Below are 26,155 nucleotides of genomic sequence, written 5' to 3' on the forward strand. Positions count from 1 at the left end.
AAACCCTAGGATGACGGTTCGTCCGTCCACGGCCCCGCATACTCGCTGACCAGCGTCGCCACCTCCGGCCGCGGCCGCTCCATCGGCTTGCCCTCGTAGGTGCCGATGTGGACGAAGCCGATGACGCGCTCATGCGGGGCAAGGCCCAGGAGCCTCCTGCCCTCCTCCACGTCCGCGTACCAGTTGGTGATCCAGTTGGCGCCGTAGCCTAGCCCGCCCGCCGCGTGCAGCAGGTTCATCGCCACAGCCGCGCCGGAAAGACGCATCTCCCATTCGGGGATCTTCGGATTCTCCTTCGGGCTCGAGATCACTCCGATCACGAGAGGCGCGCGGGAAAAGCGTTCGCGCTCCTTCTGCTTGCGGCCTTCCGGCAGGGGTCCTTCGAGCTTCTCGGCAAGTGCGGCCAATCCTTCGCCGATTTCTTCGCGCGCCTTGCCCCGGTAAAGGATGAAGCGCCACGGCGCCAGTCGCCCGTGGTCGGGCACCCTGGTCGCCGCCTTTAGCATCAGCGCGATCTCCTCGTCGCTGGGGCCGGGCGCCTTCAGGTCCTGGATCGGCGCCGAACTGCGCGAGAGCATGAAATCGATGATGGGCGACGCCATTCTTATTTCCTGGTATCCGGGAAGGGTGTTTGGGACAGCAGTATCCTGCCTGCAGTCATAGCGCGGTTGACCAGCATGCCAAGTGGCCACGCGGTGTCTTGAAATTGCCACCGGCTTCATCTTCAAAGCAACTGATGCTCATTTCGAATCCGCACCTGTTGATCGGGGCTCTAGCCCTTGCCTTGCTTGCGATCAAGCCAGGGACCGCAATGTCGCAGGATCTGGGCGACCGCCTGCCCCGAATCGAGCTGCCCGGACTCTCCGAATATGCTCCCTCCACCCCGACCTCGCCGATGGCCACCGCGGGTCTCGGACGAATCACTCTCACGGGTCAACTCGTGAAGGATGGAGCCGAAATCCCGAAGGGTCTGGTCTGGAGGGTGTTCGACACCGAGCCGGGTCCGAACGGCAAGCTTCGGCTCGTCGCCTCTGCGCGGGGTGGCACTCAGTCCTTCGATCTGGCGCCGGGGCAATATCTCGTCCACGCCTCGTATGGCCGCGCCGGAGCGACCAAGCGCATCTCGGTGGGCAGTGACGCAAAACGTGAGGCCTTCGTGCTCGACGCGGGCGGCCTGAAGCTGGATGCCGAGAACTCCGGCGGCCAGCGGATCGCCTCCGACAAGCTGCGCTTCTCCATCTACGAAGCGCAGGAGAAGGCGAATGGTGAGCGGGCGCTGATCCTGCCCGACGTCAGTCCCAATACGGTGGTGCGCCTCAACGCCGGCACCTACCACGTCGTCTCCACCTACGGGAACGTCAATGCGGTGATCCGCTCCGACATCAAGGTCGAGGCGGGCAAGCTGACCGAGGCGACCGTTCAGCACAGCGCTGCCGAGTTGACGCTGAAGCTCGTCCGCGAGGCGGGCGGCGAGGCGATCGCCGACACCTCCTGGTCGGTGCTGACCACGGCAGGCGATCCCGTTCGTGAAAGCGTCGGCGCCTATGCGTCGATGGTGCTGGCCGAAGGCGACTACACCATCGTCGCCAAGAATCGCGACCACATCTACCAGAAGGATTTTACGGTCGCTGCGGGCCATAGCCAGGAGGTCGAGGTGCTGGCGGACGAAACGGCACCCACTGCGACAGAGGGCGCGGACTGAGCGGGGCGATATCCCCGCTCGACCTCAAACCGCGAATGGTCGCTCCTGACCTCTAGACCGCTGGGGTTCTGGCTGCCGAACTGGCCGATCGTCGCCTCAACTTGGGCATGACAAGCCGCTTTCGCGACTTCTCGGGCGGCCGAAGATCGCGGACTGCCGCCTGCAGCCGCGCCAGCAGGAGTTTTCGATCGCGCAGGGGCTCCAGCGTCGACCAGTGCAGCACCGGCCCGATGCGCGCATGGACCGGTTTTCCGGAGAGCCGGGCGAACTCGCGCACGAGCAGCGAGAGCCTCAGCGTCAGCGACAGGTTTCCGACGAAGCGGGCGAGGTTGTGCTCGCTGTCGGCGAGGTTCATGTACGCTGACGAGGTGGAAGAGCCGGCCGTTCTGGCCCTCGAAGTGGATCGGGATCACCGACGCCTTCGCATCCTGCACGAGCCGCGCGACGAACACCTTCCAAGGCAGGTCCTGAGCCCTGCCCAGCACTTTCGGCGCGGTCGCCACGCCCCCGGCGGGGAAGATCACGACCGTGACCCCCTCCTTGAGCAGGCGGATGGCCTCGTGGCGCACGGCCAGATTGTTCTTCAACGCCTCCTTGGTTTCGGTGAAATCGACCGGCAGCGAATAGGGAAGAATCTCCGGGACCTTCATCAGGTCGGCCGCCAACATCACCCGGAACGGCCGGTCCAACTGCTCGGCGAGAGACAGGATGGCGAGACCATCACCTATGCCGAAGGGATGATTGGCGATCATGACCAGCGGCGTGTCGGGAAGCTGCTCGGGCGGCCATGTTCCTTTATGGACAAGGTCCACGCCGATCAATTCCAGCGCACGGGCGAAGCTGCGCCCGCTGCCCGACAGTACCTCTTGGCGCCAGGCATCATAGAGCGCCGCATAGCGGCTGCGGCCTGACAGCCCTTCGACCAACCGGATAAGCCAGCGCTTGAGGCGCGGCTGATTGTCATTCGAATAGGAGAGCTCGGAAAAGCGCTCACGCGGAATCTTCGCACCGATCATCATGGCGCTCGGAGTAGTCGAGCGCCATGACAGGCGTGTGAAGCGCGCCCCCGGGGAGGGCGCCCTCCGATCAGGCTGCTTCGGCCTTGCGGAGACGCTTCAGATCCGGAGGCACTGCCTCCTCGTCCAGCATTGACACGGCCTTTTCGAGCGAGAGCGACTGCTGGTCGCGCGAGCCCAGGCGCCGCAGGTTCACCGTGCCCTCTTCCGCCTCGCGCTTGCCGCAGACGAGGATAGCGGGGACCTTGGCAAGACTGTGCTCGCGGACCTTGTAGTTGATCTTCTCGTTGCGCAAATCGATCTCGGCCGAAAGCCCCGCCGCCTTGAGCTTCCTGACGACCTCGCGGGCATAGTCGTCGGCCTCGGACGTGATCGTCGCCACCACGACCTGGACTGGTGCGAACCATAGCGGGAAGTGGCCCGCATGGCTCTCGATGAGGATGCCGAGGAAGCGCTCGAGCGAGCCGACGATGGCGCGGTGGACCATGACCGGCTGCTTCTTCTCCGAATCGCGGTCGATGTAGAAGGCCCCGAAACGCTCCGGCAGGTTGAAGTCTACCTGGGTCGTGCCGCACTGCCACTCGCGACCGATGGCATCTCGCAGCGTGTACTCGAACTTGGGGCCGTAGAAGGTGCCCTCGCCCTCGTTGATGCCGGCCTTGATGCGGCCGCCGGATTCAGCCTCCATCTTCGCCAGCGCCCGCTTGAGGATGTCCTCGGCGTGGTCCCACATCGCATCCGTGCCGACGCGCTTCTCCGGCCGGGTGGCGAGCTTGACCACGACATGCTCGAAGCCGAAATCCTCGTAGACCGACATCATGAGATCGTTGATCTTCAGGATTTCCGCCTCGAGTTGCTCCTCGGTGCAGAAGATGTGGGCGTCGTCTTGCGTGAAGCCGCGCACGCGCATCAGTCCGTGCAGCGCGCCGGACGGCTCGTAGCGGTGGACAGCGCCGAATTCGGCAAGGCGGATCGGCAGTTCGCGATATGACTTCAGGCCGTGCTTGAAGATCTGGACGTGACCTGGGCAGTTCATCGGCTTGAGCGCGAAGATACGCTTGTCCTCGGCTTCATCGCCGGCCGACTGCACCGCAAACATGTTCTCCTTGTACCAGCCCCAGTGACCGGAAGTCTCCCAGAGCGAATGGTCGAGCACCTGCGGGGCGTTGACCTCCTGATAGTCGTCGCCGAGCCGACGGCGCATATAGGCGACGAGGGTCTGGAACATCTTCCAGCCCTTGGCGTGCCAGAACACCACGCCGGGTCCTTCCTCCTGGAAATGGAACAGGTCCATCTCGCGGCCGAGCCGGCGATGGTCGCGCTTCTCGGCCTCCTCGAGCATGTGGAGATAGGCGTCGAGTTCCTCCTGGCTGCGCCAGGCCGTGCCGTAGATGCGCGTTAGCATCGGGTTGTTGGCGTCGCCGCGCCAATAGGCGCCTGCCACCTTCATCAGCTTGAAGGCGTTGCCGACTTGGCCGGTGGAGGCCATATGCGGGCCGCGGCAGAGGTCGAACCAGTCGCCCTGCGCATAGATCTTGAGATCCTGATCCTCCGGGATCGCGTCGATCAGTTCGACCTTGTAAGCCTCGCCCTTATCGCGAAAAACCTGCCTGGCGCGGTCGCGGTCCCAGACTTCCTTGGTGAAAGGCCGGTTGCGCGCGATGATCTCGCGCATCTTCTTCTCGATGACCGGAAAATCCTCGGGCGTGAAGGGTTCGTTGCGCGCGAAATCGTAATAGAAGCCGTTCTCGATGACCGGGCCGATCGTCACCTGCGTTCCCGGCCACAACTCCTGGACCGCCTCGGCCAGCACGTGGGCGGCATCGTGGCGGATGAGTTCCAGCGCGCGCGGGTCTTCGCGGGTCACGATCTCGACCTTGCCGGACCGGCCGATCGGATCGCTCAGGTCGCGCACGGTGCCGTCCAGCGCGTAGGCGACCGCCTTCTTGGCCAGCGACTTGGAGATGGAATCGGCGAGATCGGCACCGGTCGTCGCGGCGGCGTAGTCGCGAACGGAACCGTCGGGGAATGTCAGGGAAACGAATTGGGACATATTATGCTCCTGTTATCCAGTCCCGCAAACGAGCGCGGGTGGTGAATGCCGGTCGGGGCCGGCCGGCGGTTCTTTTAGTTATGAAAACCGACAGCGTAAAGAAGCGGAACCCTTGGCGCTGAGCCCTCGCACGGTCCCGGCTCTAGTTCAGTTTTCGCATCGAACTCAGCGCTTCTCGAGGCACAGATAGCGCCAGGGGGTGAACCAATGGTGCCGCTCCGACAGTTGCTCCGGAACGTTGTCGATGCCGTGCGTGCCGCCCGGGCCGCAGCGCATCACCCGAAACAGGCCCATCCAGCCCCCCGCCCAAAGGCCGTGCCGCGCGATCGCCTCATAGGCGTACTCCGAGCAGGTCGGCAAATGTCGGCAGTTGTTGCCGACGAAGCCCGACAGCGTCAATTGATAAAGCCGCACAATCGCGGTGCCTAGCAGGCGGCTGGGTGTGCGCGGCCAGTGGCCGGCGAAGTTGCGAGATCGCGAGTGCGGCTTGCCTGTCGTTTTACTCGAGGCCATGGAGCATCGCCTTGACGTTTGCCACCAGCTTCGGGACTGACTCGGTGGCGGAGACCCAGACGCGTTCCGCGTTCACATCGTAGTAGCCATGCGCCAACCTGTTTCGCGTCCAATAGGCCTGCAGGAATTCCAGCCTGTCGGTGGGGGGCGTCGAGCCGCTTTCGAGGATGCGCTTGGACGCTTCGCCGATACACTCGATGCACCGCACGACCGCATCCTGCGTCTTCTGGTCGGCCATGAAATCCGATTGATTCATCCCGTTCGTGTAGAGGGCGATGCGCTCTCCCCAAGCGACTATGTCCGCGAGCCATGCACGGAACTCGCGCTCACTTGCGCTAGATCGGCTTGGCATCGGCAAAAATGGTTTCTGCCGCGTGAGCCCTCACGCTGGTGTCTTCGCCGAGATCCACGGTACAGCCGAGCACCGCTTCAAGCTCCAAGGCCAGGCCTGCGAGATCGAAGTAGCTCATCTTACCCTCAGGATGGATAAGAATATCCAAATCGCTTCCCTCGACATCTTCCCCCCGCGCGACCGACCCGAACACCCGGGGATTGCTCACGGGATAGCGCGCGATGATCTCGCGCACCGTGTCGATGTTCTTCGCAAGGGCTTCCGAAGGGCGCATCGCTCAAAATCCTTCAAGCCGCCTCTTCGGCACGTTTCCTCTCGATCTGGCCGATCGCGTCGACCACGGCGTCGAAGGTCAGCATGGTCGAGGCATGCCGCGCCTTGTAGTCACGGACAGGCTCCAGATATTTGAGGTCGGCGAAGCGGCCGGCCGGCGGCGGTCCGTTCTCCTTCAGCATCTTCAGCATAGCCTCGCGGACGGAGCGCAACTCCTCGACCGTGGCTCCGACGACGTTCTCGGCCATGATGGCCGAGGATGCCTGACCCAGCGCGCAGGCCTTCACGTCATGGGCGAAATCGGTGACGACGCCGTCGCTCATGTTGAGATCGACCACGACGGTCGAGCCGCACAGCTTCGAATGCGCGCGCGCGGTGGCGTCCGGGCTGGGCAGGCGGCCGATACGGCCGATATTGCCGGCAAACCCGAGAATTTTTGCGTTGTAGACGTCGTCGATCATTCGCTCCGGCCTCAGTGGGATGGGCGTCGCCATCGTGCGCCCTCCATATATAGTGGCTCACGCCTGTACCTGCATGTCTTTTTAGGGGGCGATCGACCCACCAGCGGAAACCGCTTCCGTATGCGCGAGAAAGCGTCTGTACCTGAACGGACCTCAAAGGCGTACTGACCGATGTCAAAGGGTGAACGCTTCGTGCCGCGTCCAAGACTTTCATTCGGGGCAGGCGGGCTTATATAATCCCTATGCCTGCCGGCGATGGCGCTTCATTGCCTGCGGGGAATATCACGCCACATTCCCGGACACCGCAGGGTCAGGTGCCCGCGAAAGGCAGTGGTCCGTTCAACTCGTCGCTTCTTCGAAAGCGACTACGGGAGACTCCTTTCATGGACGCCGTCGTCAAGAAAATCATGCCGCGGTCCGAGTATATGGACAAGCCGGCAACCAACCGTCCCACCCAGGCGGAAGCCGAGGCCGCAGTGTTAACCCTGCTCCGCTGGACCGGCGACGACCCGGATCGCGAGGGCTTGAGGGATACGCCCAAGCGGGTCGCGAAGGCCTACCTCGAGATGTTCAACGGGTACGACAAGTGCCCGGCCGAGGAACTCGGGCGCACCTTTGAGGAGGTTGCTGGTTACGACGACCTCGTCATCGTGCGGGACATAAAATTCCATTCGCATTGCGAGCACCACATGGTGCCGATCATCGGCAAGGCCCATGTGGGCTATCTGCCAGAGGGCCGCGTCGTCGGCCTGTCCAAAATCGCGCGCGTGGTCGACATCTTCGCCCACCGCCTCCAGACCCAGGAGGCCATGACGGCCCAGATCGCCGGCGTGATCCAGGAGGTGCTCAATCCGCGCGGCGTCGCCGTGATGATCGAGGCGGAGCATATGTGCATGGCCATGCGCGGCATCCGCAAGCAGGGATCGACGACCTTGACCTCGACCTTCACCGGTGTCTTCAAGGACAGCCCCGAAGAGCAGATCCGGTTCCTCACCATGGTCCGGGCCGGTGCGGGCGTAGCGGCCTAGTATTGTTCGAGGGCGGGAGTCCGCATTTGACGCACGAATTTCCGCCCCCCTCCTCCGACAAAGCCCAGTTGGAAGAAAGCGGCGTCCTTTCGCCTCGATTCGACGATAAAGGACTCGTCACGACTGTCGTCACCGATGCCAGGGATGGCATGCTGCTGATGGTGGCCCACATGAACGCCGAGGCGCTGGCGCTGACGCTGGAAACCGGTATCGCCCATTTCTGGTCGCGATCGCGAGCATCGCTCTGGAAGAAGGGCGAGGCGTCGGGCAACGTCCTTATGGTCCGGGAGATGAGAGTCGACTGCGACCAGGATGCGCTTTGGCTCAAAGTAGAGGTAGATGGAGCCGGTGCAACTTGTCACACTGGCAGGCGTTCGTGTTTCTATAGGATTGTTGAAGTAGCAGATGGGCAACCTACGCTGAGGAAGGCGGGCAACTAATTGCTATCGGACCAGTCAGGAACCAGGTCCGGGTCGTAACATCTATTCGGCAGCACTAGCCGTGCGACGTCACGCTTTGGAAACAGAGTGCGTCGTATACGCGCGTGACCGGAGAAGGGTCGCGATGATGGACTGGGCAAATTTCGGGCTGAAGCCGGCTGTCAGCGAGGCAAACGGGTATTCTTCCCGTGCTATCGAGGCGGAGCCGATTGGCAAGAACGGGATAGCGCTGGCTCTCGGCGGCGGCGCAGCACGCGGCTGGGCCCACATCGGCGTCATTCGCGCATTGCAGGAAGCCGGCATAGAGATCGAGATGATCGCCGGCACCTCGATCGGTGCCCTGGTCGGCGCCTGCTATCTCGCCGGCAAGCTCGACGAACTCGAGGAATTCGCACGCAGCCTCACCCCGCGACGCATCTTCGGCCTGCTCGACTTCCATATCGGCGGCAACGGACTGCTTGGCGGCATGAAACTTGACGCCCGGATGCAGGAACACATGAGCGGGCTCCGCTTCGAGGACCTGTCAAAACCGTTCGTCTGCGTTGCCGCCGAGATCCGCACAGGCCACGAGATATGGCTGTCGAGCGGCTCGCTGATCACCGGAGTGCGCGCTTCCTATGCGCTGCCGGGCGTGTTCGAGCCCGTGTCCTGCAACGGACGCGTGCTGGTCGATGGCGCGCTGGTCAACCCCGTCCCGGTCTCGGTGTGCCGTGCCTATGAGCAGCCTCTCGTCCTGGCGGTGAACCTGCATTACGACCTGTTCGGGCGCGCGGCCGTCATCAAGCACAGTGCGGGCGAACTGGTCGTCGAAGCCGATGGGAGAAGGCGCCCCGGCCCGGAGGCCCGTCGCGAGTCGCGGCTCGGCATCACCGGCGTGATGGTCGAAGCGTTCAACATCATCCAGGACCGCATCTCGCGGGCTCGCCTTGCCGGCGATCCGCCGGACCTTTCGCTGCAGCCCAAGCTGGGGCACATCCGACTTACAGAGTTCCATCGCGCGGATGAGGCAATCCGCATCGGCTACGAGGCGACGATGGAGCGGCTTTCCGAACTGCAGCGGCTTCAGAGTGTGCTTGCCTGAGCCGCATCGGTGATGCGGAACTGCACGCTGCGCGAGCCATTCCAGTAGTTCGCCTGCACCTGTCCGGCGACATGGATGCGCGCGCCGCGGCTGCTTTCCAGGAAATTGCCCAAATCCGTACCGGCGGCGCGGAAGGCCATCGCCTGGATCGTGCCTCCCATGTCGGAGCGAAGGCTCACTCGGAAATGCGAACTTCCGACGGGTCGAAGATCGCACAGTTGGTGCCTTGGCAGCACGAAGGTCGGCGCGGGATGACCTGCACCGAAGGGGCCGGCCCTTTCCAGCGAATCCAGCAGGCTATGGGTCGCGCCTTCGGCTGAAAGCGCCGCGTCGACATGCAGGCATTCCTCGTCTCTGAGGTGGGCTACCTCGTCCGACGCCATCTCCTCGAAATAGGCGCGCAACTCGCCCAGCCGGGTGCGCTGGACCGTGATGCCGGCCGCCATGGCGTGGCCGCCGCCCTTCTCGATCAGCCCGCGCTCATAGGCTCCCCGCACCAGGCGGCCCAGGTCGAAGCCGGAAATCGAGCGGCCCGACCCGGTGCCGACGCCGTTGGCATTGAATGCGATCGCGAAGACAGGCCGGCGCGCGTGATCCTTCAACCGTGAGGCGAGCAGGCCGACGATGCCAGGATGCCAGCCGTCGCTGCCGGTGACGAGGATGGCCGGGCCGGCTCCTCCCAACAGCTCTGCATCAGCCTCGGCGCGGGCTTCGGCGAGCATCGTCTGCTCCATCGCCTGGCGTTCCTGGTTCAAACGGTCGAGCACCTCGGCGATGCGTTCCGCCTCGACGGGATCATCCGTCGCGAGCAGCTTGCTGCCGAGCGCCGCGTCCCCGATGCGCCCACCGGCATTGATCCGGGGGCCGATCAGGAAACCGAGATGAAAACTGTTCAACGGCTCGCCGATGCGCGCGGCGCGCGATAGCGCAGCCAGCCCAACATTGCGCTGGCGGCGGATGGCGAGCAGCCCCTTGACAACGAATGCCCGGTTGACGCCGGTCAACGGCACCACATCGCAGACCGTCGCCAGCGCGACGAGATCGAGCAGTTCCAGAAGATCGGGCTGGGGCAGGTCCGGCCGGGTGGCGCGCAGCACGCGCGCTGTCTGCACCAGCGTCAGAAAGACGACACCGGCAGCGCAGAGATGCCCCTGCCCCGACATGTCGTCCTGCCTGTTTGGGTTGACGACCGGCACGCCTTCGGGGAGCGCCGTGCCAACCTGATGGTGATCGAGCACCACGACGTCGGCCCAGGCGCTGCGCGCGGCCGCGATCGCCTCGGCGCTATTGCTCCCGCAGTCGACCGTGACGATCAGGCTGGCGCCACGCTCCACCAGTTCGCGCATCGCGGCGGGATTGGGCCCGTATCCCTCGAAGATGCGGTCGGGGATGTAGATCTCGGATTCGATTCGGAAATGCGCCAGGAAGCGCTTGAGCAGTGCGGAAGAGGCGGCGCCGTCTACGTCGTAGTCGCCGAAGATCGCAACCCTCTCGCCCTTCACGATCGCACGCGCAAGCCGGTTTGCCGCAGCGTCCATGTCGGTCAGTGTCGCCGGATCGGGCAGCAGGTCGCGGATTGTCGGATCAAGAAATCGCTGGACGGTTTCGGCCGCCACGCTGCGTCCCGCCAGCACGCGCGCCACGATCTCGGGCACGCCGTGCGCCTGCGCCATGGCGAGCGCGGCCATTTCCTGGCGTTCGCTGAGGCGGTGCGCCCAGGCACATCCGCCGGCGGAACGGCGGACGCCAAGAAACAGACGTTTGTCCCCCACTGTCCCCGGCAATGGCTTCAAATCGTCTCCCTGCCGATCAAATACCCCTCCCCCGCCTTGCTCAGTAGCTGGTGCGTCCTTCGAGGCTCGCCCGTCAGAGTTTGCGCGAGCCTCGAAGGACGCACCAGAGGCGCCGAACTAAATCAGCCCGCGCGCTCGATGCGGATCACCTGCGGCTTGTCGGTAAGGTGTCCGTCGCTCGTGATCCCGTCCACCGCCTTGCGCACGGCCGCCTCGGTGGTCTCGTGCGTGACCAGCACCACGGTCTTGCGGGTCGCATCATCGCCGTCGGAGGCATGCTGCACGATCGATTCCAGCGAGATCTGGTTGTCGGCCATGCGCTTCGCCACCGAAGCGAAGACGCCGACGCGGTCGTGCACCGACAGCCGGATGAAGTAGCCGCCCTCATGAGAGCGCATGGTCGCCCGCTTGTAGGGCGTGAGTTCCTTCACCGGCCGACCGAACACCGGACCATGCTGGAAACCCGGGCGGCTCTTGGCGATGTCGGCGATATCGCCGATCACGGCGGACGCGGTGGCATTGCCGCCAGCACCGGGGCCGGAAAGCAGGAGTTCCCCAAGGATGTCGGTCTCGATGGCAACCGCGTTTGTGACGCCATGCACCTGCGCGATGACGGAGGCGGTCGGAACCATGGTCGGGTGCACGCGCTGCTCGATGCCGCTTTCGGTGCGCTGCGCGACGCCGAGAAGCTTGATGCGGTATCCCAGTTCGGCCGCTGCCCTTATGTCGGCCTGGGTGATGTTGGAGATCCCTTCCAGATAGACCTCGTCAGCCGCAATGCGGGTGCCGAAAGCCAGACTGGTCAGGAGCGAGAGCTTGTGGGCGGTGTCGTGCCCCTCGATGTCGAAGGTGGGGTCGGCTTCGGCATAGCCCAACCGCTGCGCGTCCTTGAGGCACGCCTCGAACGACAGCCCCTCCGCCTCCATGCGGGTGAGGATGTAGTTGCAGGTACCGTTGAGGATACCGAAGACGCGGTTCACGGTGTTGCCGGCCAGCGCCTCGCGCAACGTCTTGATCACCGGGATGCCGCCTGCCACCGCCGCTTCGTAGTTCAGGAGCACGCCGCGGCTTTCCGCGAACTCGGCCAAGCCGAGACCGTGCTTGGCAAGCAGCGCCTTATTGGCCGTCACGACATGCCGGCTCGCTTTCAGCGCGCCCTCTACGCTCCCCCGAGCCGGGCCCTCGTCGCCTCCAATCAGCTCTACGAAGACATCGATATCCGCGTTCGCAGCCAGGTCGACCGGGTCGGCGAACCAGGCGGCATCGGAGAGGTCAAGGCCGCGATTGCGCGTGGTGTCGCGCGCAGACACTCCGGTCACCACGATCTCGCGCCCGCACTGGCGCGCAAGCTCGGTGCGCTTCTCGGTCACTACCCGCACCACGGCGGATCCGACGGTACCCAGGCCCGCAATTCCAATACGCAATGGCTCGGCCATGACGGTTTCCGCCTCCGGAATTCAGCTCGACAGGTTGATGCGGTCAGCGCCGCGCGGCGAGCGGTACGACATTGTTCGGCTGATTGCCAGCCGATGTCAGGAACCGCTTGATGTTACGGGCAGCCTGGCGAATGCGATGCTCGTTCTCCACCAGTGCGATGCGGACAAAGTCGTCCCCGTGTTCGCCGAAGCCGATCCCCGGCGCTACCGCGACATCGGCATGCTCGATGAGCAGCTTGGAGAACTCGAGCGAGCCGAGATGCCGAAACGGCTCCGGTATCGGCGCCCAGGCGAACATCGAGGCCGCCGGCGCCGGAATGTGCCAGCCCGCCCGGCCGAACGTATCGACCATCACGTCGCGGCGCTTTTGGTAGACCTCGCGGACCTCCTCGATATCCGAGCCATCACCATTAAGTGCGGCGGTCGCCGCAACCTGGATCGGCGTGAAGGCGCCATAGTCGAGATAGGATTTCACGCGAGTGAGCGCGGCGATCAGCCGGGTGTTGCCGACCGCGAATCCCATGCGCCAGCCAGGCATCGAGAAGGTCTTCGACATCGACGTGAACTCGACCGTCACGTCCATCGCGCCCGCCACCTGCAAGACCGAAGGCGGCGGCGGGCCGTCGAAGTAGATCTCGGCATAGGCGAGATCCGAGAGGATGATGATCTCGTGCTTGCGCGCGAAGGCCACGACATCCTTGTAGAAATCCACGCTCGCCACGAGCGCGGTCGGGTTCGACGGATAGTTGAGGATCAGCGCCAACGGCTTCGGGATCGAGTGCCGGACCGCGCGCTCCAGGGCGGGGATGAAGCCGCCGTCCGGCTCCACCTGCATGGAGCGGATCACGCCGCCCGACATTATGAAGCCGAAGGCGTGGATCGGATAGGTCGGATTCGGGCAGAGGATCACGTCGCCGGGCGCCGTGATCGCCTGGGCCATGTTGGCGAAGCCTTCCTTGGAGCCAAGCGTGGCCACAACCTCGGTTTCGGGATCAAGTTTCACCCCGAACCGGCGGGCGTAATAGTTCGCCTGGGCGCGGCGCAGGCCGGGGATGCCGCGCGATGAGGAATAGCGGTGCGTGCGCGGATCGCGGACGACCTCGCACAGCTTATCGACAACCGCCTGCGGCGTGGGAAGGTCCGGATTGCCCATGCCGAGGTCGATTATGTCGGCGCCGTTGGCTCGCGCGCTGGCCTTCAGCCGGTTCACCTGTTCGAAAACATAGGGAGGAAGGCGGCGGACCTTGTGGAACTCTTCCATGATGCTTTCCAGCGCGTTCGCGGGGATGGTCGTCCTGTCCCGGTGGCTTCGGGACTCAGACGGTTTTATTGTGCTTCTATTTCGTTCAATGTGTCGGGACCATGGCTCTCGGCCAACTTCTTGAGGCGCGCAGAATTCCCGGTCGTCGCGCTGCCTCGTCCAGACCCTGACTGCCGGGCCCTGGCGGACTCGACACGGGCAGCGAGGCCAGCCTTTTCTTCTTCGGTCAGGACCGGCGCCGCCACCTCGGGCGGCACGTTGAGATTGGGATAGGTGCCGGTGTCGATCGGCCCGCGCTGAGGAGCAACCGGCATCGCGACCTCCGTCTGACTTGAGGCGCAACCGGCGACCGACAGTCCGGCCAGCAGCGCGCCAAGGACACTAAGGCTCCTGACGCGAGGCCGCATCGAGTATTTGCGCCGGATCGTCATAATCTTATCTCAAGGAGTTCGTTAGACGCGAAGACGAGTGTGGTTGGACCGTTTCTTACGTCTCATGTTACCCTGTCAATGACAAGGCGCGGGAGGGCGCCAGCAGCATGGATAAAGCCGCCGATTCGAACAAGACGGTCGACGAGACAACCGCCGACACGCCCTCGGTCCAGGATTATCTCATTAAGGACCCCGAGCGGTTTGCGATCAATCTCGCGCGGATGCTCGAACAGGCGGGCAAGGCGGCTGCCGCCTGGGCCGAACCGCGGGAGAAGGGCGAACTGCGCGACAGCGTCGCCGAACCCATGGCCGACGTCGTCAAGACCTTCTCGAAGGTCACCGAATATTGGCTCTCGGACCCGACGCGAGCGCTCGAGGCGCAGACCAGGCTGTTCGCGGGCTACATGACTGTCTGGACGAATTCGCTGAGGCGCGCCGCGGGCGAGGAGGTCGACAACGAGATTCAGCCAGACAGAGGCGACAAGCGTTTCCAGGACCCGGAGTGGGGACGCAACGCCTTCTTCGATTTCCTGAAGAAGACCTATCTGGTGACCTCGCGCTGGGCGAGCGATCTGGTCGAGAAGGCGGAAGGGTTGGACGAGCATACCCGCCACAAGGCCTCCTTCTACGTGAAGCAGATTGCGAACGCGATCTCGCCGTCGAACTTCCTGCTGACCAATCCCGAGCTCTACCGCGAGACGGTGGAGACCAACGGCGAGAACCTGGTCCGCGGCATGAAGTTGCTCGCCGAGGACATCGCCGCCGGCAAGGGTCGGCTGCGTCTGCGGCAGACGGACCACACATCCTTCGAGATCGGCAGGAACATCGCCGTCACGCCGGGCAAGGTGGTGTCCCGCACCGAGGTGGCCGAAATTCTTCAATACGAGCCTGCGACCGACAAGGTGCTGAAGCGGCCGCTGCTGATCTGTCCGCCCTGGATCAACAAGTACTACATCCTCGACCTCAATCCGAAGAAGTCGTTCATCCGCTGGGCGGTCGAGCAGGGCCACACCGTGTTCGTGATCAGCTGGGTCAATCCGGACGAGCGGCACGGGATGAAGAACTGGGACGCCTATATCCGGGAGGGGCTTCAGCACGCGCTCGACGTCGTCGAGGCGACCACCGGCGAAAGGGAGGTGAACGCCATCGGCTATTGCGTCGGCGGAACGCTGCTGGCCGCCGGCCTCTCGCTGCTTGCGCAGGAAGGAGACAACCGCGTCGCATCGGCGACCTTCTTCGCCACCCAGGTGGACTTCACCCATGCCGGCGACCTGATGGTCTACGTCGACGAGGATCAGATCCAGGCGCTCGAACGGGCGATGGGCGAGAAGGGCTATCTCGAAGGCACGCGCATGGCGACCGCCTTCAACCTGCTGCGCTCCGGCGACCTGATCTGGCCCTATGTGGTCAACAACTACATGCGCGGCAAGGAGCCCCTGCCCTTCGACCTGCTCTACTGGAACGCGGATGCGACCCGCATGCCGGCCGCAAACCACTCCTTCTACCTGCGCAACTGCTATCTCGAGAACAGGCTCACCAAGGGCGCCATGGAGATCTCGGGCAGGCTGCTCTCGCTCAGCGACCTCAAGATGCCCGTCTACAACCTGTCGACGCGGGAGGACCACATCGCGCCGGCCCGCTCGGTCTTCGTCGGCTGCCAGCATTTCGGCGGCCCCGTCGAATTCGTGATGGCGGGATCGGGGCATATCGCGGGCGTGGTGAACCATCCGTCCCAGAACAAGTATCAGTATTGGACCGACGGGCCGCCTGAAGGTGCCTTCGATGACTGGGTCGCAGGAGCAAAGGAGCATCCGGGCTCGTGGTGGCCGCATTGGCAGGCATGGATCGCGTACATGGACGGAGCCAAAGTGCCAGCGCGTCGGCCGGGCGAGCGTGGAGAGATACTCGGGGACGCCCCCGGAACCTACGTAAAAGTGCGCGCCTGAGGCTTTTTGGGGCGCAATCTTGAACGGATCGCGGCGATTCCTTGATCCCAATCCATGTTGTCGCCCTAATTGCCCCATACCTCCTCAACCTTTACGGTAAAAGGATTCGCGGTGTCGCTTCACGCTGGAGGGCGTGACATCGCCTCTTAATTACCGTCGTTCCGGCAGTTCCCACCTGCCGGATGAGAGGGAAGGAAGCGTTTTGCCAACACGGAACCCGCGTCGGGCAAACCCGCCATTATTGTGTCTTTTCGGGGCGACTCTCGCCGTCCTCCTCGCCTCCTGCACGTCAGACCCGAGCGCGGATCTGGACCTGCCGAGCTACAATTCGGCGGAACTTGCAAGCCAGCCGGCCGATGTGGCCGCAGCCGCCGAGTCCAACCAGCAGAGCGCGTCCGAAGCGCCGGCCGGAGCCGCGCGTCCCGATCAAGTGGTGAACGTGCCGGCCGCAGGCTCCCCGACAGCCCAGAAGACCACAACCGAACAGGATATGCCGGCCCGGACTGCCGGCACGGACGAACAGAACGGCGATGCTCTCAAGCAGGCCAAGGGCGATCCCCAGGCTGACGCAGACACCACCGGCAAGCCCGCACAGGTGATCGCGACCGCCGGCGATCCGGCGGAGGCGATGCCTGCAAAAAAGAAGAACTTCCTGTCATCGTTCTTCGGCACCAGTCCCGCCGCGGCCGCCCCCTCCCCCATCCGGCAGGACAGGAGCAGCAGCGCGGCTTCGGCCAAGCCTGCACAGACTTTCATCGAAAACCGTCCCGTAGCCTCGGATGCCGAGGCATCACCGAAACCGGATGCGAAAAAGGCGGCCAAGCCGATCATCGATCTCCAACCGGCGCGCAAGCCTGCGGCTCTCGCCTCGCTCGGCTCCGACAACGGCCTACCGGGCGTGCGGCAGACCTCGCTCTTCGAGATCAAGCGCAAGTCCGGCTTGGACGACGACAGCGACATCGACGTTCACGAGGAAGACGAATACGGCCCCATCCAGGTCGCCTATTCGGCCGGGCTGGCCCGCCTTGCGCCCAACGGCCTGCTCAAGCAGACCGAAACGGTTGAGACCGCCTGCCTGAAGCCGAACCTCGTGCGGATGCTCAAGGCAATCGAGCAGCGCTTCGGCCGGAAGCTAATCATCACCTCCGGCTATCGCAGCCGCGCCCATAACGTCCGCGTCAATGGCGCCAGGAACTCGATGCACATGTACTGCGCAGCGGCCGACATCCACGTTCCGGGCGTCAGCAAATGGGATATCGCGCAGTTCGTCCGCAGCCTTCCAGGGCGCGGCGGGGTCGGCACCTACTGCCATACCAATGCGGTCCATGTGGACGTCGGCCCGGAGCGCGACTGGAACTGGCGCTGCGGCCGCCGCAAGGCGTGACCTCCTTACGGTGCGTAACCGGTCTACCCGTGAAAAAACACTCGGAGACCAAGCTTTAGCGGTTGCCCATCCGTGGGAAGCTCAATATAAGACGCCCCGTCTGCGCCCATCGTCTAGCGGTCTAGGACGCCGCCCTTTCACGGCGGAAACACGGGTTCGAGTCCCGTTGGGCGTGCCACATCCATCACAGCAGTCAACGTTTCTAATGCCTTGTCGGCAGTATTGCCTAACCCGGCTTCTAGGTTAGGCAATTTCAGGTCGAAAGCACCGGCCATTTTCGCCATAGCAGCCTGCGACAAGCGCTTCTGTTCCGCCGCACGCGTGTATGTGAGAATCTCCTCCATCTTCGTATGGCCGGTGATCGACATGATTTCGTGCGCGCTTGCGCCAGCCTCGGCAAGTCGGCGGCAAGCGGCCTTACGCAAGCCATGCGGCGATGCCTGCGCTTTGATTTCCGATTTTGCCGCAGCCTCGGCTATGAACGCAGTAAACGCCTTGTCAGAGCGCTGCTTCCCGTAGGCGGTAACGATGAATGCGGGATCGGTGCGCGGAAGTTCTTTAAGGAAGCGCCAAAGCTCCTCATGGATCGGGATGGATAGTTCGGCGCCAGTTTTGCTCGCGGTGATCTCTATGCGGTCGCCAGCGATGTGCCGCCATCCGAGACGCACCGCATCAGCGCGCCGCAAGCCGGTATACAGCAGGATTTCCATGGCGAGTCGCTGCCGCGTCCCCTCGCCCCACCGGGCGCGATACGCTGCGATGTCAAATTCGCTCCACGTCCGATAACCCTTCGTCTTCTTGCCGACGCGCTTGGCATCCTTGACCGGGTTCGCCGTCACCAGGCCCGCGCCGATGGCGTACTCGAAAAGCTGGTGCAATCGCTTGCGCAGATGAACTGCAGAACCGGGCGAAACGCTATCTAAAATGCGGTTCACGTCGACGGTGCGCATTCCGCCCAGCGGCAGGTGTCCATAGTCCTTTCGGAAACGTTCAAGCGTATTCCGGTAGGTGGCCTGCGTTATTCGAGCGAGCGCCTTGTACTCCGCAGATCTATAGAAACCGGCTATGGCCGCCGACGCTGTTCCAGCAACTACATTCAACGCTTGAGCGACGGGGGCGCCGTCCATTGCCTTGTGGTACGCAACCCAGAAGGCTTCACTATAGAGCGGGCCAGGAAGAGGTACCTGCTTTCCGCCCGGCTTCCTTAGATAAATTCGGAGCCGGCCGTGGCGATCCTCATACGCGTTCACGTATTTTGGCTTGCGGTGCTTTGCCAATGCCGGTCCCACGCTTGTGAATGATTGTCGTTTGCGGCCTCTGTCTCCGACGAACCATCAAACAAGGAGTCGAGGTCTAGACGGTCCCAAATCTGTACGCCAAACATTAGGCGCGGATTTGGGATGTTCCCGGCCGCCCGCTCCCGATCAAAGAGCGATGGCGAGATGCCAAGGTAGGCAGCGGCGGCGCGCCGCCTTAGTCCCCGCGGTGGGTAACCCGCCGGGAATGCCGAGCGGCAATTATCATTCGCAGCTTTCACCCCCATCTCCTTTGAGCGCGCAAAGAAGTATGCCCGCGCCAGATTGGGCGAGCGGCTGAGAACACGCAAGTTCAGGAAGCGCCTATACCGACGCTTTACCATCGAAAAGTCAAGCCCAATGTCATACGGAGTTGACTTTTCGAAATCCCTTGATCTCGCTGCATTCAAACCGCCGGCTACCGCGCTGCCCTAGCCTCTCCCAACCCGGCGCGCATCTATCCCGCGATAATCAGGCACCAAAGTGAAGAAGACCGCCTGCCGAGGCCGGCCTGCCATTCGGCAGCGTTCACATCGAAAGAGGCGGACGAGGTCGGCGTGCATGGCGCCACGAAAGGAGCGTTGGTTCCTTACTGTTTGCAACTGAACCACGCCCGCCCGCGTTTAGGATGCATCGTCGGCAACTGCCAATGGACGTCGGCGACTGAGAGACAATCGCGCTCCCGTCAGAGTTATTTAAAGGGAGAGCGAAATGATTCAAAACACTCGGCTCGGCCGATCCCAAGTCGCGACTATTCACATGCTGAGACGCGCGGCTCGAGATCTCGTCGCTGATGTAGAGACGGCAGACATTCTCGTCGAACGTACTTTGAGAACCGCACTCATGGATATTGACCGCTACATGCCAAAGGGCCGTCCGACCGAGAAACGACTGATAGAGTTGCTCAACGAACTAGCTGCTCACAAGGCGCACATGTTGCATTAGGGGGGGCGCGCAAGAGAACCCGTCGCCCTCTCCAGCGCGACGGTCTATGAATCAGAAGCAGTCAGAGTCTTCTAGTCGCGCCAGATGCGCCCGATGAGCCGCGAGCGCCTCCTCAAGTTGGTGAAGCAACTGAGACGCAAGCGCTGTAGGGTGCCCCCTACCGGCGAGATAGCTGAGGACCTCCGCCTGATGTTGCACCAGTTCCCGTAACCTACATCGGAACGAATAGTGTTCCTATCGGGAACCAATGATGCCCCTGCCTAGCGCATAGAAAAGCCCGCCACCCTTTCGAGTGACGGGCTTCCCCTCGGGAGCGCGGTGGCCCTCCCTATGTTCCAGCCGCGCCAGGTTAAAACCTAAGCGTGCTCTGCGTGGAACAGCGCGTCGTAGATGACCGCGCGCAGCTCTGACTCGCTTATCGGCCCCCTTTGAACACGCATTGCGGCGATGTGCGCTGCTTTCATCTGATTAGAACTGTCAGGGGCTGGGCCGTGCAGGCTTACAGTCTGAACCAGCCAGTCGATCAGTTCGATTTTCTTAGGGGTAAGATTGGTGGAGGTCATAGCGGCCTCCTTTTCTAGTCGGGGCTAGGGCTTGATCGCCGCCCTCAACCGGCAGCGCCCGTATAATCGGCTGCCGACGAATGGCTCTATACGGCATATCTGCTGCCTTAGCCAGCCCGCGAAGCAAATAACGGCAACGGTCTTGCGAAAGTTAAGTCTCCAACCGAGCCAAGTGCGCACGATGCTGAGCCAGCGTCTCCTCGAATTCCGCCAGCAGTTTCTTAGCTAAATCAGTCGGGCGGCCTGCAGCAGCGAGATCGTCGAGGATACTTTTTTGGATGGCGACGTGACGTTCTCCTTCACGAACGTGGCGTCGCACCATCTCAATTTCGGTCTCGCCGCGCATGCTGACGCATTCCTGACGCTACCGTAACCTACTGCAGAACGAATGGTGTTCCTATGGGGAACCAATCATGCTCCTGCCCAGGGCAACGAAAAGCCCGCCGCCCTGATGGGCGACAGGCCGCGTGCGGCGATAGAGGCGCGGGTTGCTTACTGCTGCTTGCCGCGCGCTTCGCACCCTTGGTCGGTCCAGAAGTAGCAACCGCGGCACGTCTCACAGCCTAACTTGGTCGCGGTGAGCTGGCTCGCCTCTTGATAGGAATGGTCCGCCACGTCATCGTAGACGTTCCACACCCGGTGAACTCGCGTGCCATCGTCCAGAACTCCGGTGGCCTCGATAATACCCGGCCCGAATGGACCCTCCACGCATTGGCCGATTTCGAATTCGGGGACTTCGAGCGCGACAGGCGCATGCTCACGAAGTCCATTCCCCTCGCCGATGTGCAACATGATTTGCTTCTCACTGGTTTGGCTTGCTAGGCCGATGCCAGGGGCGTCCTGGCGCCGGGGCGTAGCAACTCGCCAGTGAGACGAGCCGGACGTTTTTCCCCTTTTGGGGGTATTGCATGGCGTCCGCGCCCCGGCATAGGATGCCGGTTGACGCACAGCCGCCAAGCCGTCGTCCTGTTTCCCTCCTTGGGAAACGTTCAACCGCCCTTTCCCGGCAAGGAAAGGACACCTCGGCAAAGGTGTGCTGCGGTCTATCACTGGTCCGGGTTGCTAGCCCACGGACACATTCACCGAATTCCCTGCGATGGTCAAGAAGCCTCCCCTGGGCGGGGGAGCCTTGCGTGCCGCTACGTCGAAAGAGGAGATTCACAACCGCAGAGCGCACCCGCTATGATTGGCGCTCAACCATTGAGGGGACAATGGAACCAAGGGCAGCCTCTAGCGAAGATCCGATTTTCCCAGGACGTGCACTTTGGCTGGTGGCGATATTCGGATTGGCGGCGATCAATGCGACATGGCTGATCCTGTCACCGATCAGCATTGATCCGCAGACACTCGTACAGCCTTTGGTGTTCGGGTACGTAGGGCTTTTGCTGTCCTACATCGCATGGAGACTGAAACTCCCTCGCGCTCTCCTTGAAGTCCCGAGTGGATTGGCTTTTATCCTGCTCGCCTGGCTGAATCTCCGGGTGCTGAACCACCTGACCATGAGCCTTTCCTTCCCCCTAGTGGATGAGGTGCTGGCGAGTTGGGATGAGGCTTTAGGATTTCGCTGGCTCGGGTATCTCGAATGGGCTGCGGCTCGACCCAGCTTCATCAAAGTACTGTCGATGGTCTATGTCAGCCTGACAAGTCTTTCAGTGCTGGTGTTTTTAGGGTTGTACGCGGCCGGACGAGGCAATCGGGCTCAGGAATTCATCTTAATCTTCTTCGCGACGGCACTTGCCACCATCATCATTGGCGCTGGTTTCCCGGCCAAGGCAGCCATATCCTTCCACTCTCCGCAGCAGGAGTTGCTTTCGGCACTTCCGACCGGGAGCGGCGTCTATCACCTTGTGTACTTGGAAGGGCTTCGCAACGACACCGGGCATGTACTGACGGGCCCACTTCCCGGCCTCGTCACCTTCCCGTCCCTGCATACGGCTGCGGCCCTAGTCATGGCCTACGCCTGCCGGGGCATGATCATCGCATTTCCGTTGGCTGCGCTATATGCCCTTCTTATGTTCGCCGCCACTCCTTTGCTGGGAGGGCACTATTTCGTGGACCTCATTGGTGGCACCGTTCTTGTCGCCGTCGTGGTGGCAACACACTGCATTTGGCGGTCAAAGATTGCCCATCCGGTCCTTGCGGTGCGGGCGTGAGGTAGGCGCTCGCGCCGCTGTCATACTCATTTGGAGACGGGCCGGTCAGGAACGCGGGTATGCGGTCGTTCCGGGGTCGAAGCTGGCGTCGACGCCGTTGCGCGCCACGCCATCTGTGAAGCGCCACTCGTCCATATAACCGTTGATGTTCGCGCCGAGGCGGGGGACCGTGGATGCATTTCTCACCAGTGTGCCGGATATGGTTGCCTTGGTATTGGGGTTATAGACGCCGTTCTGATAGAGGCGAACTATGTCGCTGGCGTCGCGCTCAAGACAAATGTGGTAATCTGTGTTTGGGCCATAAGTCGGCGAACCGACTGGTGCCAATGTATGCGCAACTGTCGTCCCGTTGGTAGAGAAGGTAAGAAACACTCTGCCGTCGCTTGCGCTTCTCATGAGCCGCATTACAAGCGTTGCGCCTTCGTAAATCTCGAACAGAGAAGGCCCACTGCCTGTCAGCCACCGGAACCGTCCCTCGATTGTGAATGGCCCTGCAGCGAAGGCGGGGAACGGCATGGTGATATAGGACGATCCCGCCGTCGGCAGGAAAAGCGAGGATGCTCCATCGGTCACGAACGTCTTGGCCGTGGAAATCTGCGCACCGCCGACGACAGTGACAGGGCGGGCGTAACTGCTTTCGTCAACGATAGCGGTGGAGCCATTCGCGCCCTCAAAGCCGAACAGGGCAACGACGTTGGCGAAGGGCGGGTTGGGGCCGCTCGGTTGCATCCCCCTCGCTCCAAACCCAATAAGCTGATTCATTGCTAGCATAGAGCATCACCTTTCCTTTGTTTGGGCTGTTCAGCCCTGCATTGCTGCCTTGAATGCGGCGGGTCGCGCCCTTACGAAGTTCAGGATGACCTTCTCGCCTTCAGTGCTGCTCAGCGCCTCGGACAAAAAGCTTCCGGCATCAAAGGCGTTGATGACCTTTGTCCTGGCATCGACGTTCGGTGCTGGCGCCGCCGCGGCGGCTACCCTTTGAACCTTCGGAAATTGCGGAATCCGCAAATCCACCGGGATCCTGCGTCCGTCCGGCAACGGCACCGCAGCTTCCGCCCCAGCCTCACCGAAGATGGCCGCGGTCTTGGACACGCCACCTCGAGCAAAGCGCTTCAGCGGAACCGGCTTGCCGTTTTTGGCAATGCCGCCATCGGCGAAGGGAAAGAAGGACGAAAAGAGGCTGCCGAGGATACCGCTGCCCGCCTTCCCACCGAAGCCGTCAAACAGAATATCAAGACTCAGGTCCAGCAGCCTGTCGGCAATCTTCCCAACCGCATTGGCTAGCGCCTCAGATGCCGACTTGCCTTCGCGTAAGTCCCTGATGAAACCACCAAGAATGTCCTTGCCAAACGAAGACGCCGCCGCCATGCGGTCGGCCAGGTTGTCCTGCGCAACAGATAGCTGATTGCTAGCCGCCTCCGCCTCGCCAGAAGCAAGCGCCAAGGTTCGCATAGCCTCGGCTTGGGCGCGTGCCTCCGGCGACAGTTTGGAAAGGTCTCCATAAAGCAGTTGCTGCGTGCTGGAGAGTTCGTTGCCCGCCGCAGTGCCTTCCTGCTGCGCCATTGACAGCAGTTCCTGCGCAGCGCGTAACGTCGTCAGTCCGCGGCCATAATCGTCGACCAGCGGATTGAGGCTTTGGCGAAGGCCGGTCTCTTCCTTCAGGAACTCGAGTTGCTGGCGATATGCGTCCAGATTCTCTTGGAACGATTCCCGCGAATCCAAAGTCTGTGTGCGGGTCGTTTTCATTCCAGCGCGCCGCTCGCCGTAGCCGATAACGTCATCTACGGTCTTGCCGCCGCCAAGTACCTCCGGGTTTGCCTTGATGGCGCCCGCAGAGAGCACCTGGCTCACAGGAGTGCCCGGCGCAGCCTTCAATACGGCAGCCGCGCCGCCTGGCCCGAGGAAGTGGGCAAGGTGAAGCGCAACTTCGTTGACCGAAACACCCGCCTGCTGGAGGACTGCGGCGTTCTCACGCGCATAGGCTTCAATCAGCGCCTTTGACTTCACTCCATCCGTGCGCAGGGCAAGGATGGCAGAGCGCGACATGCCCTCCGCTTCCCTCGGGAAATGCTTGCGAAACAGAGTCAGCCAAGTGGACTCGATGAACTGCCCGAGTCCCGTCGCCGAAGATCTTGGATTCTTCGCGTTTGCATTCCCGCCGGATTCGGCGCTGACGACTTGATCGACATACTTGGAGATTGAGCCTTCGCGGCTTTTCACCGCGCCCTCAATCCCAAGCTCCTTCTCGGCCTGGATCCGCGCTGCAGCCTCGGTAATGGCCACGCCAACGTCCTCGGCAGCCTTCAGGATCGCATCCGTGCGGGTGTCTATCTGGCGCTCGATTTCCGTACGCTTGGCATCCGCTGTGCGCTCATCAATGAAGCCGGCGTATGCCTCGTCCTTTCGACGCGAAGCAAGCATGGCGCCGCGCTCATCATCGAAGATTCCTAGAGTAGCACTCTTGGCCGCCTTGGCTCGCTTGGCGATTAAGTCGAGCTTATCGATCATAATGTCGAATAGCTCTACGATTTGTGGAGACGTTCCCTCGTCCAGCGCGACAATGGCCCGGACTTCCTCCTTGGCCTCGCCTGCACTGATTCCGGCAGAACTGATCTTCTTCTCGAGTTCATCAAAGCGCCTGAGTTGCTCTGGGCTGATGAAGCCCTCTTTGGCACCTTGCCGCCTGGCCTTGAAGAATTCTGTCAGAGCCCGTGTGGCATCCTCGATGTCATTGAGTTCGGCATCGGCTATCTTACCAGCAAAACCAGCAATACCTTCGCCGAGCTTATCGACGTTTTGCAGGGCATCCAATGCGCGATTGATCGGCTCAAGCTTGGAGACCATTTCGGTAAGGAAGCCTAAGAACTTCCCAGTAGGGCTGCCAGCCACACCCTCAATGGCGCCCGCCACCGTCTCAATGATATTGGCGAACTGCGCCAGGCGTTCACCAGCCTTACCGCTTGCGCCCGTTACGGTGTTGATACGACCGATAGCCTCGATAGCCGAATTACGCAGCAGGTCGATCCCATCTGCGATAGTGGCGGTGGTCGCCGCGAACGCCTTATCAATTTTGGGCTTGGCCTTGAGAATGGCCTTGAAGACACGACCGACTTCAAGCTCGCCGTTTGCACCAAGCTCCTTAAGACCGGCAATCGTCGTCTTGAACTCATCCGCTATCGCCTGCGCAAGAAGCGGTGCGTTTTCGCGCACAGACCGCAGTTCGTCACCCTGCAGGATTCCGGACCCGAGACCCTGTGAAAGCTGTAGAATGCCAGCAGCCTGTTCACTCGCCGCGGCACCACCCGCCTTGAAAGCCTTGTTGACGATCTCTGTAGCCTGCGCCACCTCCTCCTCGGACTTTGCTACATCCTTGGTTGAGCGAAGAAGCTTGGCATAAAGGTCCGTGGTCTCGGTTATGCCGGTACGTGTCGCGGTGGCAATGTCATTAAGTTCACGCAAGGAGCGTGCCTGCTTGCCGGACACTTGAGACGCAGCAGCAATCTTGTTGCCCGCCTCAGTCCAAGCGTCTGCGTACTGCCTAACTGTATGAACGCCCGCGGCGGCAGCGAAGCCGCCGACCATCCCGCGAACGCCGCCGAGGCCGGCCATCATAGAGCCGCGAGGGGCCTGTAGAACGGCCTTCTTGTTGGTGCGCTCAAACTGCCTCTCAATATCGCGCAGACGCTTTTGGGCAGTAGCGTTGGCTTTGTTCAGCGAGTTCTCAAACGCCTTGGTTTTGGCTTCCAAACTCACGATCAAGCGTTCGACGTCACTGGCCATGTTCGGTAGCCTCCCTCAGTTGATGCCAGGCGCCCAGCAGGACGGTGGCCTCGCGGTCGAGGCCTGTTTGCGCGGCGAAGAGAGAGAGCGTTATTGCGGCGAACGCATCGGCTACCACGCCAGCGTCAACACCTGAACGCAATAAGCGGCTGGCGAGCGCGTGCGCCCGCGCTTCCGCACGGTCAAAGTCGTCCATTGTGAATCCTTATGATTTCGCGCCGACAGGCGCGCTAAGCAGCCGCAGCGCTA

General features: G+C 62.4%; 25 protein-coding genes and 1 tRNA gene. 8 read left to right on the forward strand and 18 right to left on the reverse strand.

The genetic code is table 11. The features are described from left to right. Positions 1-5: 5 nt before the first annotated feature. Positions 6-602 (reverse strand): nitroreductase family protein, encoded by a 597-nt coding sequence (locus HUI96_RS13610; protein WP_188255194.1) that lies wholly within the window; start codon positions 600-602, stop codon positions 6-8. A 209-nt stretch (positions 603-811) separates the two neighbouring features. On the opposite strand from HUI96_RS13610, the gene HUI96_RS13615 reads away from it, so the two are divergent. Then, entirely contained in the window at positions 812-1,702 is an 891-nt protein-coding gene (locus HUI96_RS13615; RefSeq protein WP_237684120.1) for a hypothetical protein, read from the forward strand. On the opposite strand, the gene HUI96_RS13620 is transcribed toward HUI96_RS13615, so the two are convergent. The 6 genes from HUI96_RS13620 to HUI96_RS13645 all read right to left on the reverse strand — a co-directional run bounded on the left by HUI96_RS13620 (position 1,606) and on the right by HUI96_RS13645 (position 6,370). Continuing rightward, positions 1,606-2,721 carry a 1-acyl-sn-glycerol-3-phosphate acyltransferase gene (locus HUI96_RS13620; protein WP_425299218.1) on the reverse strand — a complete coding sequence of 372 codons (1,116 nt, stop codon included), beginning with the start codon at positions 2,719-2,721 and terminating at the stop codon, positions 1,606-1,608. The genes HUI96_RS13615 and HUI96_RS13620 overlap by 97 nt on opposite strands. A gap of 67 nt (positions 2,722-2,788) precedes the next feature. Beyond that, complete coding sequence (gene thrS / locus HUI96_RS13625) at positions 2,789-4,771, reverse strand: threonine--tRNA ligase (RefSeq protein ID WP_188255196.1); 1,983 nt, start codon at positions 4,769-4,771, stop codon at positions 2,789-2,791. Between the two features lie 165 nt (positions 4,772-4,936). Further along, on the reverse strand, positions 4,937-5,284 hold the full coding sequence (gene yidD, locus HUI96_RS13630) for a membrane protein insertion efficiency factor YidD (RefSeq protein ID WP_188255197.1): 348 nt from the start codon (positions 5,282-5,284) through the stop codon (positions 4,937-4,939). Then, positions 5,271-5,636, reverse strand: coding sequence for a HepT-like ribonuclease domain-containing protein (locus tag HUI96_RS13635; RefSeq protein WP_273033181.1), 366 nt, complete (start codon positions 5,634-5,636; stop codon positions 5,271-5,273). Before HUI96_RS13635 ends, yidD begins: the two co-directional genes overlap by 14 nt. After that, positions 5,620-5,910 (reverse strand): nucleotidyltransferase family protein, encoded by a 291-nt coding sequence (locus HUI96_RS13640; protein WP_188255199.1) that lies wholly within the window; start codon positions 5,908-5,910, stop codon positions 5,620-5,622. Before HUI96_RS13640 ends, HUI96_RS13635 begins: the two co-directional genes overlap by 17 nt. Before the next feature lie 13 nt (positions 5,911-5,923). Continuing rightward, a complete protein-coding gene (locus HUI96_RS13645) occupies positions 5,924-6,370 on the reverse strand; it encodes an iron-sulfur cluster assembly scaffold protein (RefSeq protein ID WP_188255242.1) in 447 nt (148 codons plus the stop codon). A 383-nt stretch (positions 6,371-6,753) separates the two neighbouring features. Here HUI96_RS13645 and folE point away from each other — a divergent pair, with 383 nt between their 5' ends. The 3 genes from folE (at position 6,754) to HUI96_RS13660 (ending at position 8,919) form a co-directional block, all read left to right on the forward strand. Then, entirely contained in the window at positions 6,754-7,398 is a 645-nt protein-coding gene (gene folE / locus HUI96_RS13650; protein ID WP_188255200.1) for a GTP cyclohydrolase I FolE, read from the forward strand. Between the two features lie 26 nt (positions 7,399-7,424). Beyond that, entirely contained in the window at positions 7,425-7,838 is a 414-nt protein-coding gene (gene hisI, locus HUI96_RS13655) for a phosphoribosyl-AMP cyclohydrolase (RefSeq protein ID WP_188255201.1), read from the forward strand. A 124-nt stretch (positions 7,839-7,962) separates the two neighbouring features. Then, a complete protein-coding gene (locus tag HUI96_RS13660; protein ID WP_188255202.1) occupies positions 7,963-8,919 on the forward strand; it encodes a patatin family protein in 957 nt (318 codons plus the stop codon). Here the strand turns inward: HUI96_RS13660 and recJ are convergent. The 4 genes from recJ to HUI96_RS13680 form a co-directional block, all read right to left on the reverse strand. Continuing rightward, positions 8,901-10,607, reverse strand: coding sequence for a single-stranded-DNA-specific exonuclease RecJ (gene recJ, locus HUI96_RS13665; RefSeq protein WP_188255203.1), 1,707 nt, complete (start codon positions 10,605-10,607; stop codon positions 8,901-8,903). The genes HUI96_RS13660 and recJ overlap by 19 nt on opposite strands. Before the next feature lie 227 nt (positions 10,608-10,834). Continuing rightward, positions 10,835-12,148, reverse strand: a complete 1,314-nt coding sequence (locus tag HUI96_RS13670) for a homoserine dehydrogenase (RefSeq protein ID WP_188255204.1) — start codon at positions 12,146-12,148, stop codon at positions 10,835-10,837. Between the two features lie 43 nt (positions 12,149-12,191). Further along, entirely contained in the window at positions 12,192-13,409 is a 1,218-nt protein-coding gene (locus HUI96_RS13675) for an LL-diaminopimelate aminotransferase (protein ID WP_188255205.1), read from the reverse strand. A gap of 65 nt (positions 13,410-13,474) precedes the next feature. Beyond that, entirely contained in the window at positions 13,475-13,723 is a 249-nt protein-coding gene (locus HUI96_RS13680; protein WP_237684121.1) for a hypothetical protein, read from the reverse strand. Between the two features lie 224 nt (positions 13,724-13,947). Between HUI96_RS13680 and phaC the strand changes: the two genes are divergently transcribed. From phaC to HUI96_RS13695, 3 genes are all read left to right on the forward strand, one after another. Then, positions 13,948-15,786: a class I poly(R)-hydroxyalkanoic acid synthase gene (gene phaC / locus HUI96_RS13685; protein ID WP_188255206.1), complete on the forward strand. Its 1,839-nt coding sequence runs from the start codon at positions 13,948-13,950 to the stop codon at positions 15,784-15,786. Positions 15,787-16,027: 241 nt separating this feature from the next. Further along, complete coding sequence (locus tag HUI96_RS13690) at positions 16,028-17,170, forward strand: YcbK family protein (protein WP_237684122.1); 1,143 nt, start codon at positions 16,028-16,030, stop codon at positions 17,168-17,170. Between the two features lie 102 nt (positions 17,171-17,272). Beyond that, positions 17,273-17,348 (forward strand) — tRNA-Glu (locus tag HUI96_RS13695). Here the strand turns inward: HUI96_RS13695 and HUI96_RS30275 are convergent. From HUI96_RS30275 to HUI96_RS13715, 4 genes are all read right to left on the reverse strand, one after another. Continuing rightward, positions 17,308-18,297: a tyrosine-type recombinase/integrase gene (locus tag HUI96_RS30275; protein ID WP_188255245.1), complete on the reverse strand. Its 990-nt coding sequence runs from the start codon at positions 18,295-18,297 to the stop codon at positions 17,308-17,310. The two genes, HUI96_RS13695 and HUI96_RS30275, sit on opposite strands and share 41 nt — an antisense overlap. A gap of 1,469 nt (positions 18,298-19,766) precedes the next feature. After that, positions 19,767-19,973 carry a hypothetical protein gene (locus HUI96_RS13705; protein ID WP_188255207.1) on the reverse strand — a complete coding sequence of 69 codons (207 nt, stop codon included), beginning with the start codon at positions 19,971-19,973 and terminating at the stop codon, positions 19,767-19,769. A gap of 151 nt (positions 19,974-20,124) precedes the next feature. Further along, entirely contained in the window at positions 20,125-20,319 is a 195-nt protein-coding gene (locus HUI96_RS13710; RefSeq protein WP_188255208.1) for a hypothetical protein, read from the reverse strand. A gap of 146 nt (positions 20,320-20,465) precedes the next feature. Next, the gene (locus HUI96_RS13715) at positions 20,466-20,765 is read right to left on the reverse strand and encodes a hypothetical protein (RefSeq protein ID WP_188255209.1); all 300 of its coding nucleotides are present in this window, start codon (positions 20,763-20,765) and stop codon (positions 20,466-20,468) included. Between the two features lie 419 nt (positions 20,766-21,184). Here HUI96_RS13715 and HUI96_RS13720 point away from each other — a divergent pair, with 419 nt between their 5' ends. Then, positions 21,185-22,126, forward strand: a complete 942-nt coding sequence (locus HUI96_RS13720; RefSeq protein ID WP_188255210.1) for a phosphatase PAP2 family protein — start codon at positions 21,185-21,187, stop codon at positions 22,124-22,126. Between the two features lie 45 nt (positions 22,127-22,171). Here the strand turns inward: HUI96_RS13720 and HUI96_RS13725 are convergent, their stop codons facing one another. From HUI96_RS13725 to HUI96_RS13735, 3 genes are all read right to left on the reverse strand, one after another. Beyond that, positions 22,172-22,855 (reverse strand): LamG-like jellyroll fold domain-containing protein, encoded by a 684-nt coding sequence (locus tag HUI96_RS13725; protein WP_188255211.1) that lies wholly within the window; start codon positions 22,853-22,855, stop codon positions 22,172-22,174. A gap of 72 nt (positions 22,856-22,927) precedes the next feature. Further along, positions 22,928-25,906 carry a tape measure protein gene (locus HUI96_RS13730; protein WP_188255212.1) on the reverse strand — a complete coding sequence of 993 codons (2,979 nt, stop codon included), beginning with the start codon at positions 25,904-25,906 and terminating at the stop codon, positions 22,928-22,930. After that, entirely contained in the window at positions 25,896-26,102 is a 207-nt protein-coding gene (locus HUI96_RS13735) for a hypothetical protein (protein ID WP_188255213.1), read from the reverse strand. Before HUI96_RS13735 ends, HUI96_RS13730 begins: the two co-directional genes overlap by 11 nt. Positions 26,103-26,155: the final 53 nt, after the last annotated feature.

This window comes from Pseudaminobacter soli (ex Zhang et al. 2022) (assembly GCF_014595955.1).
GTDB classification, from domain to species: Bacteria; Pseudomonadota; Alphaproteobacteria; order Rhizobiales; family Rhizobiaceae; genus Kumtagia; species Kumtagia pseudosoli.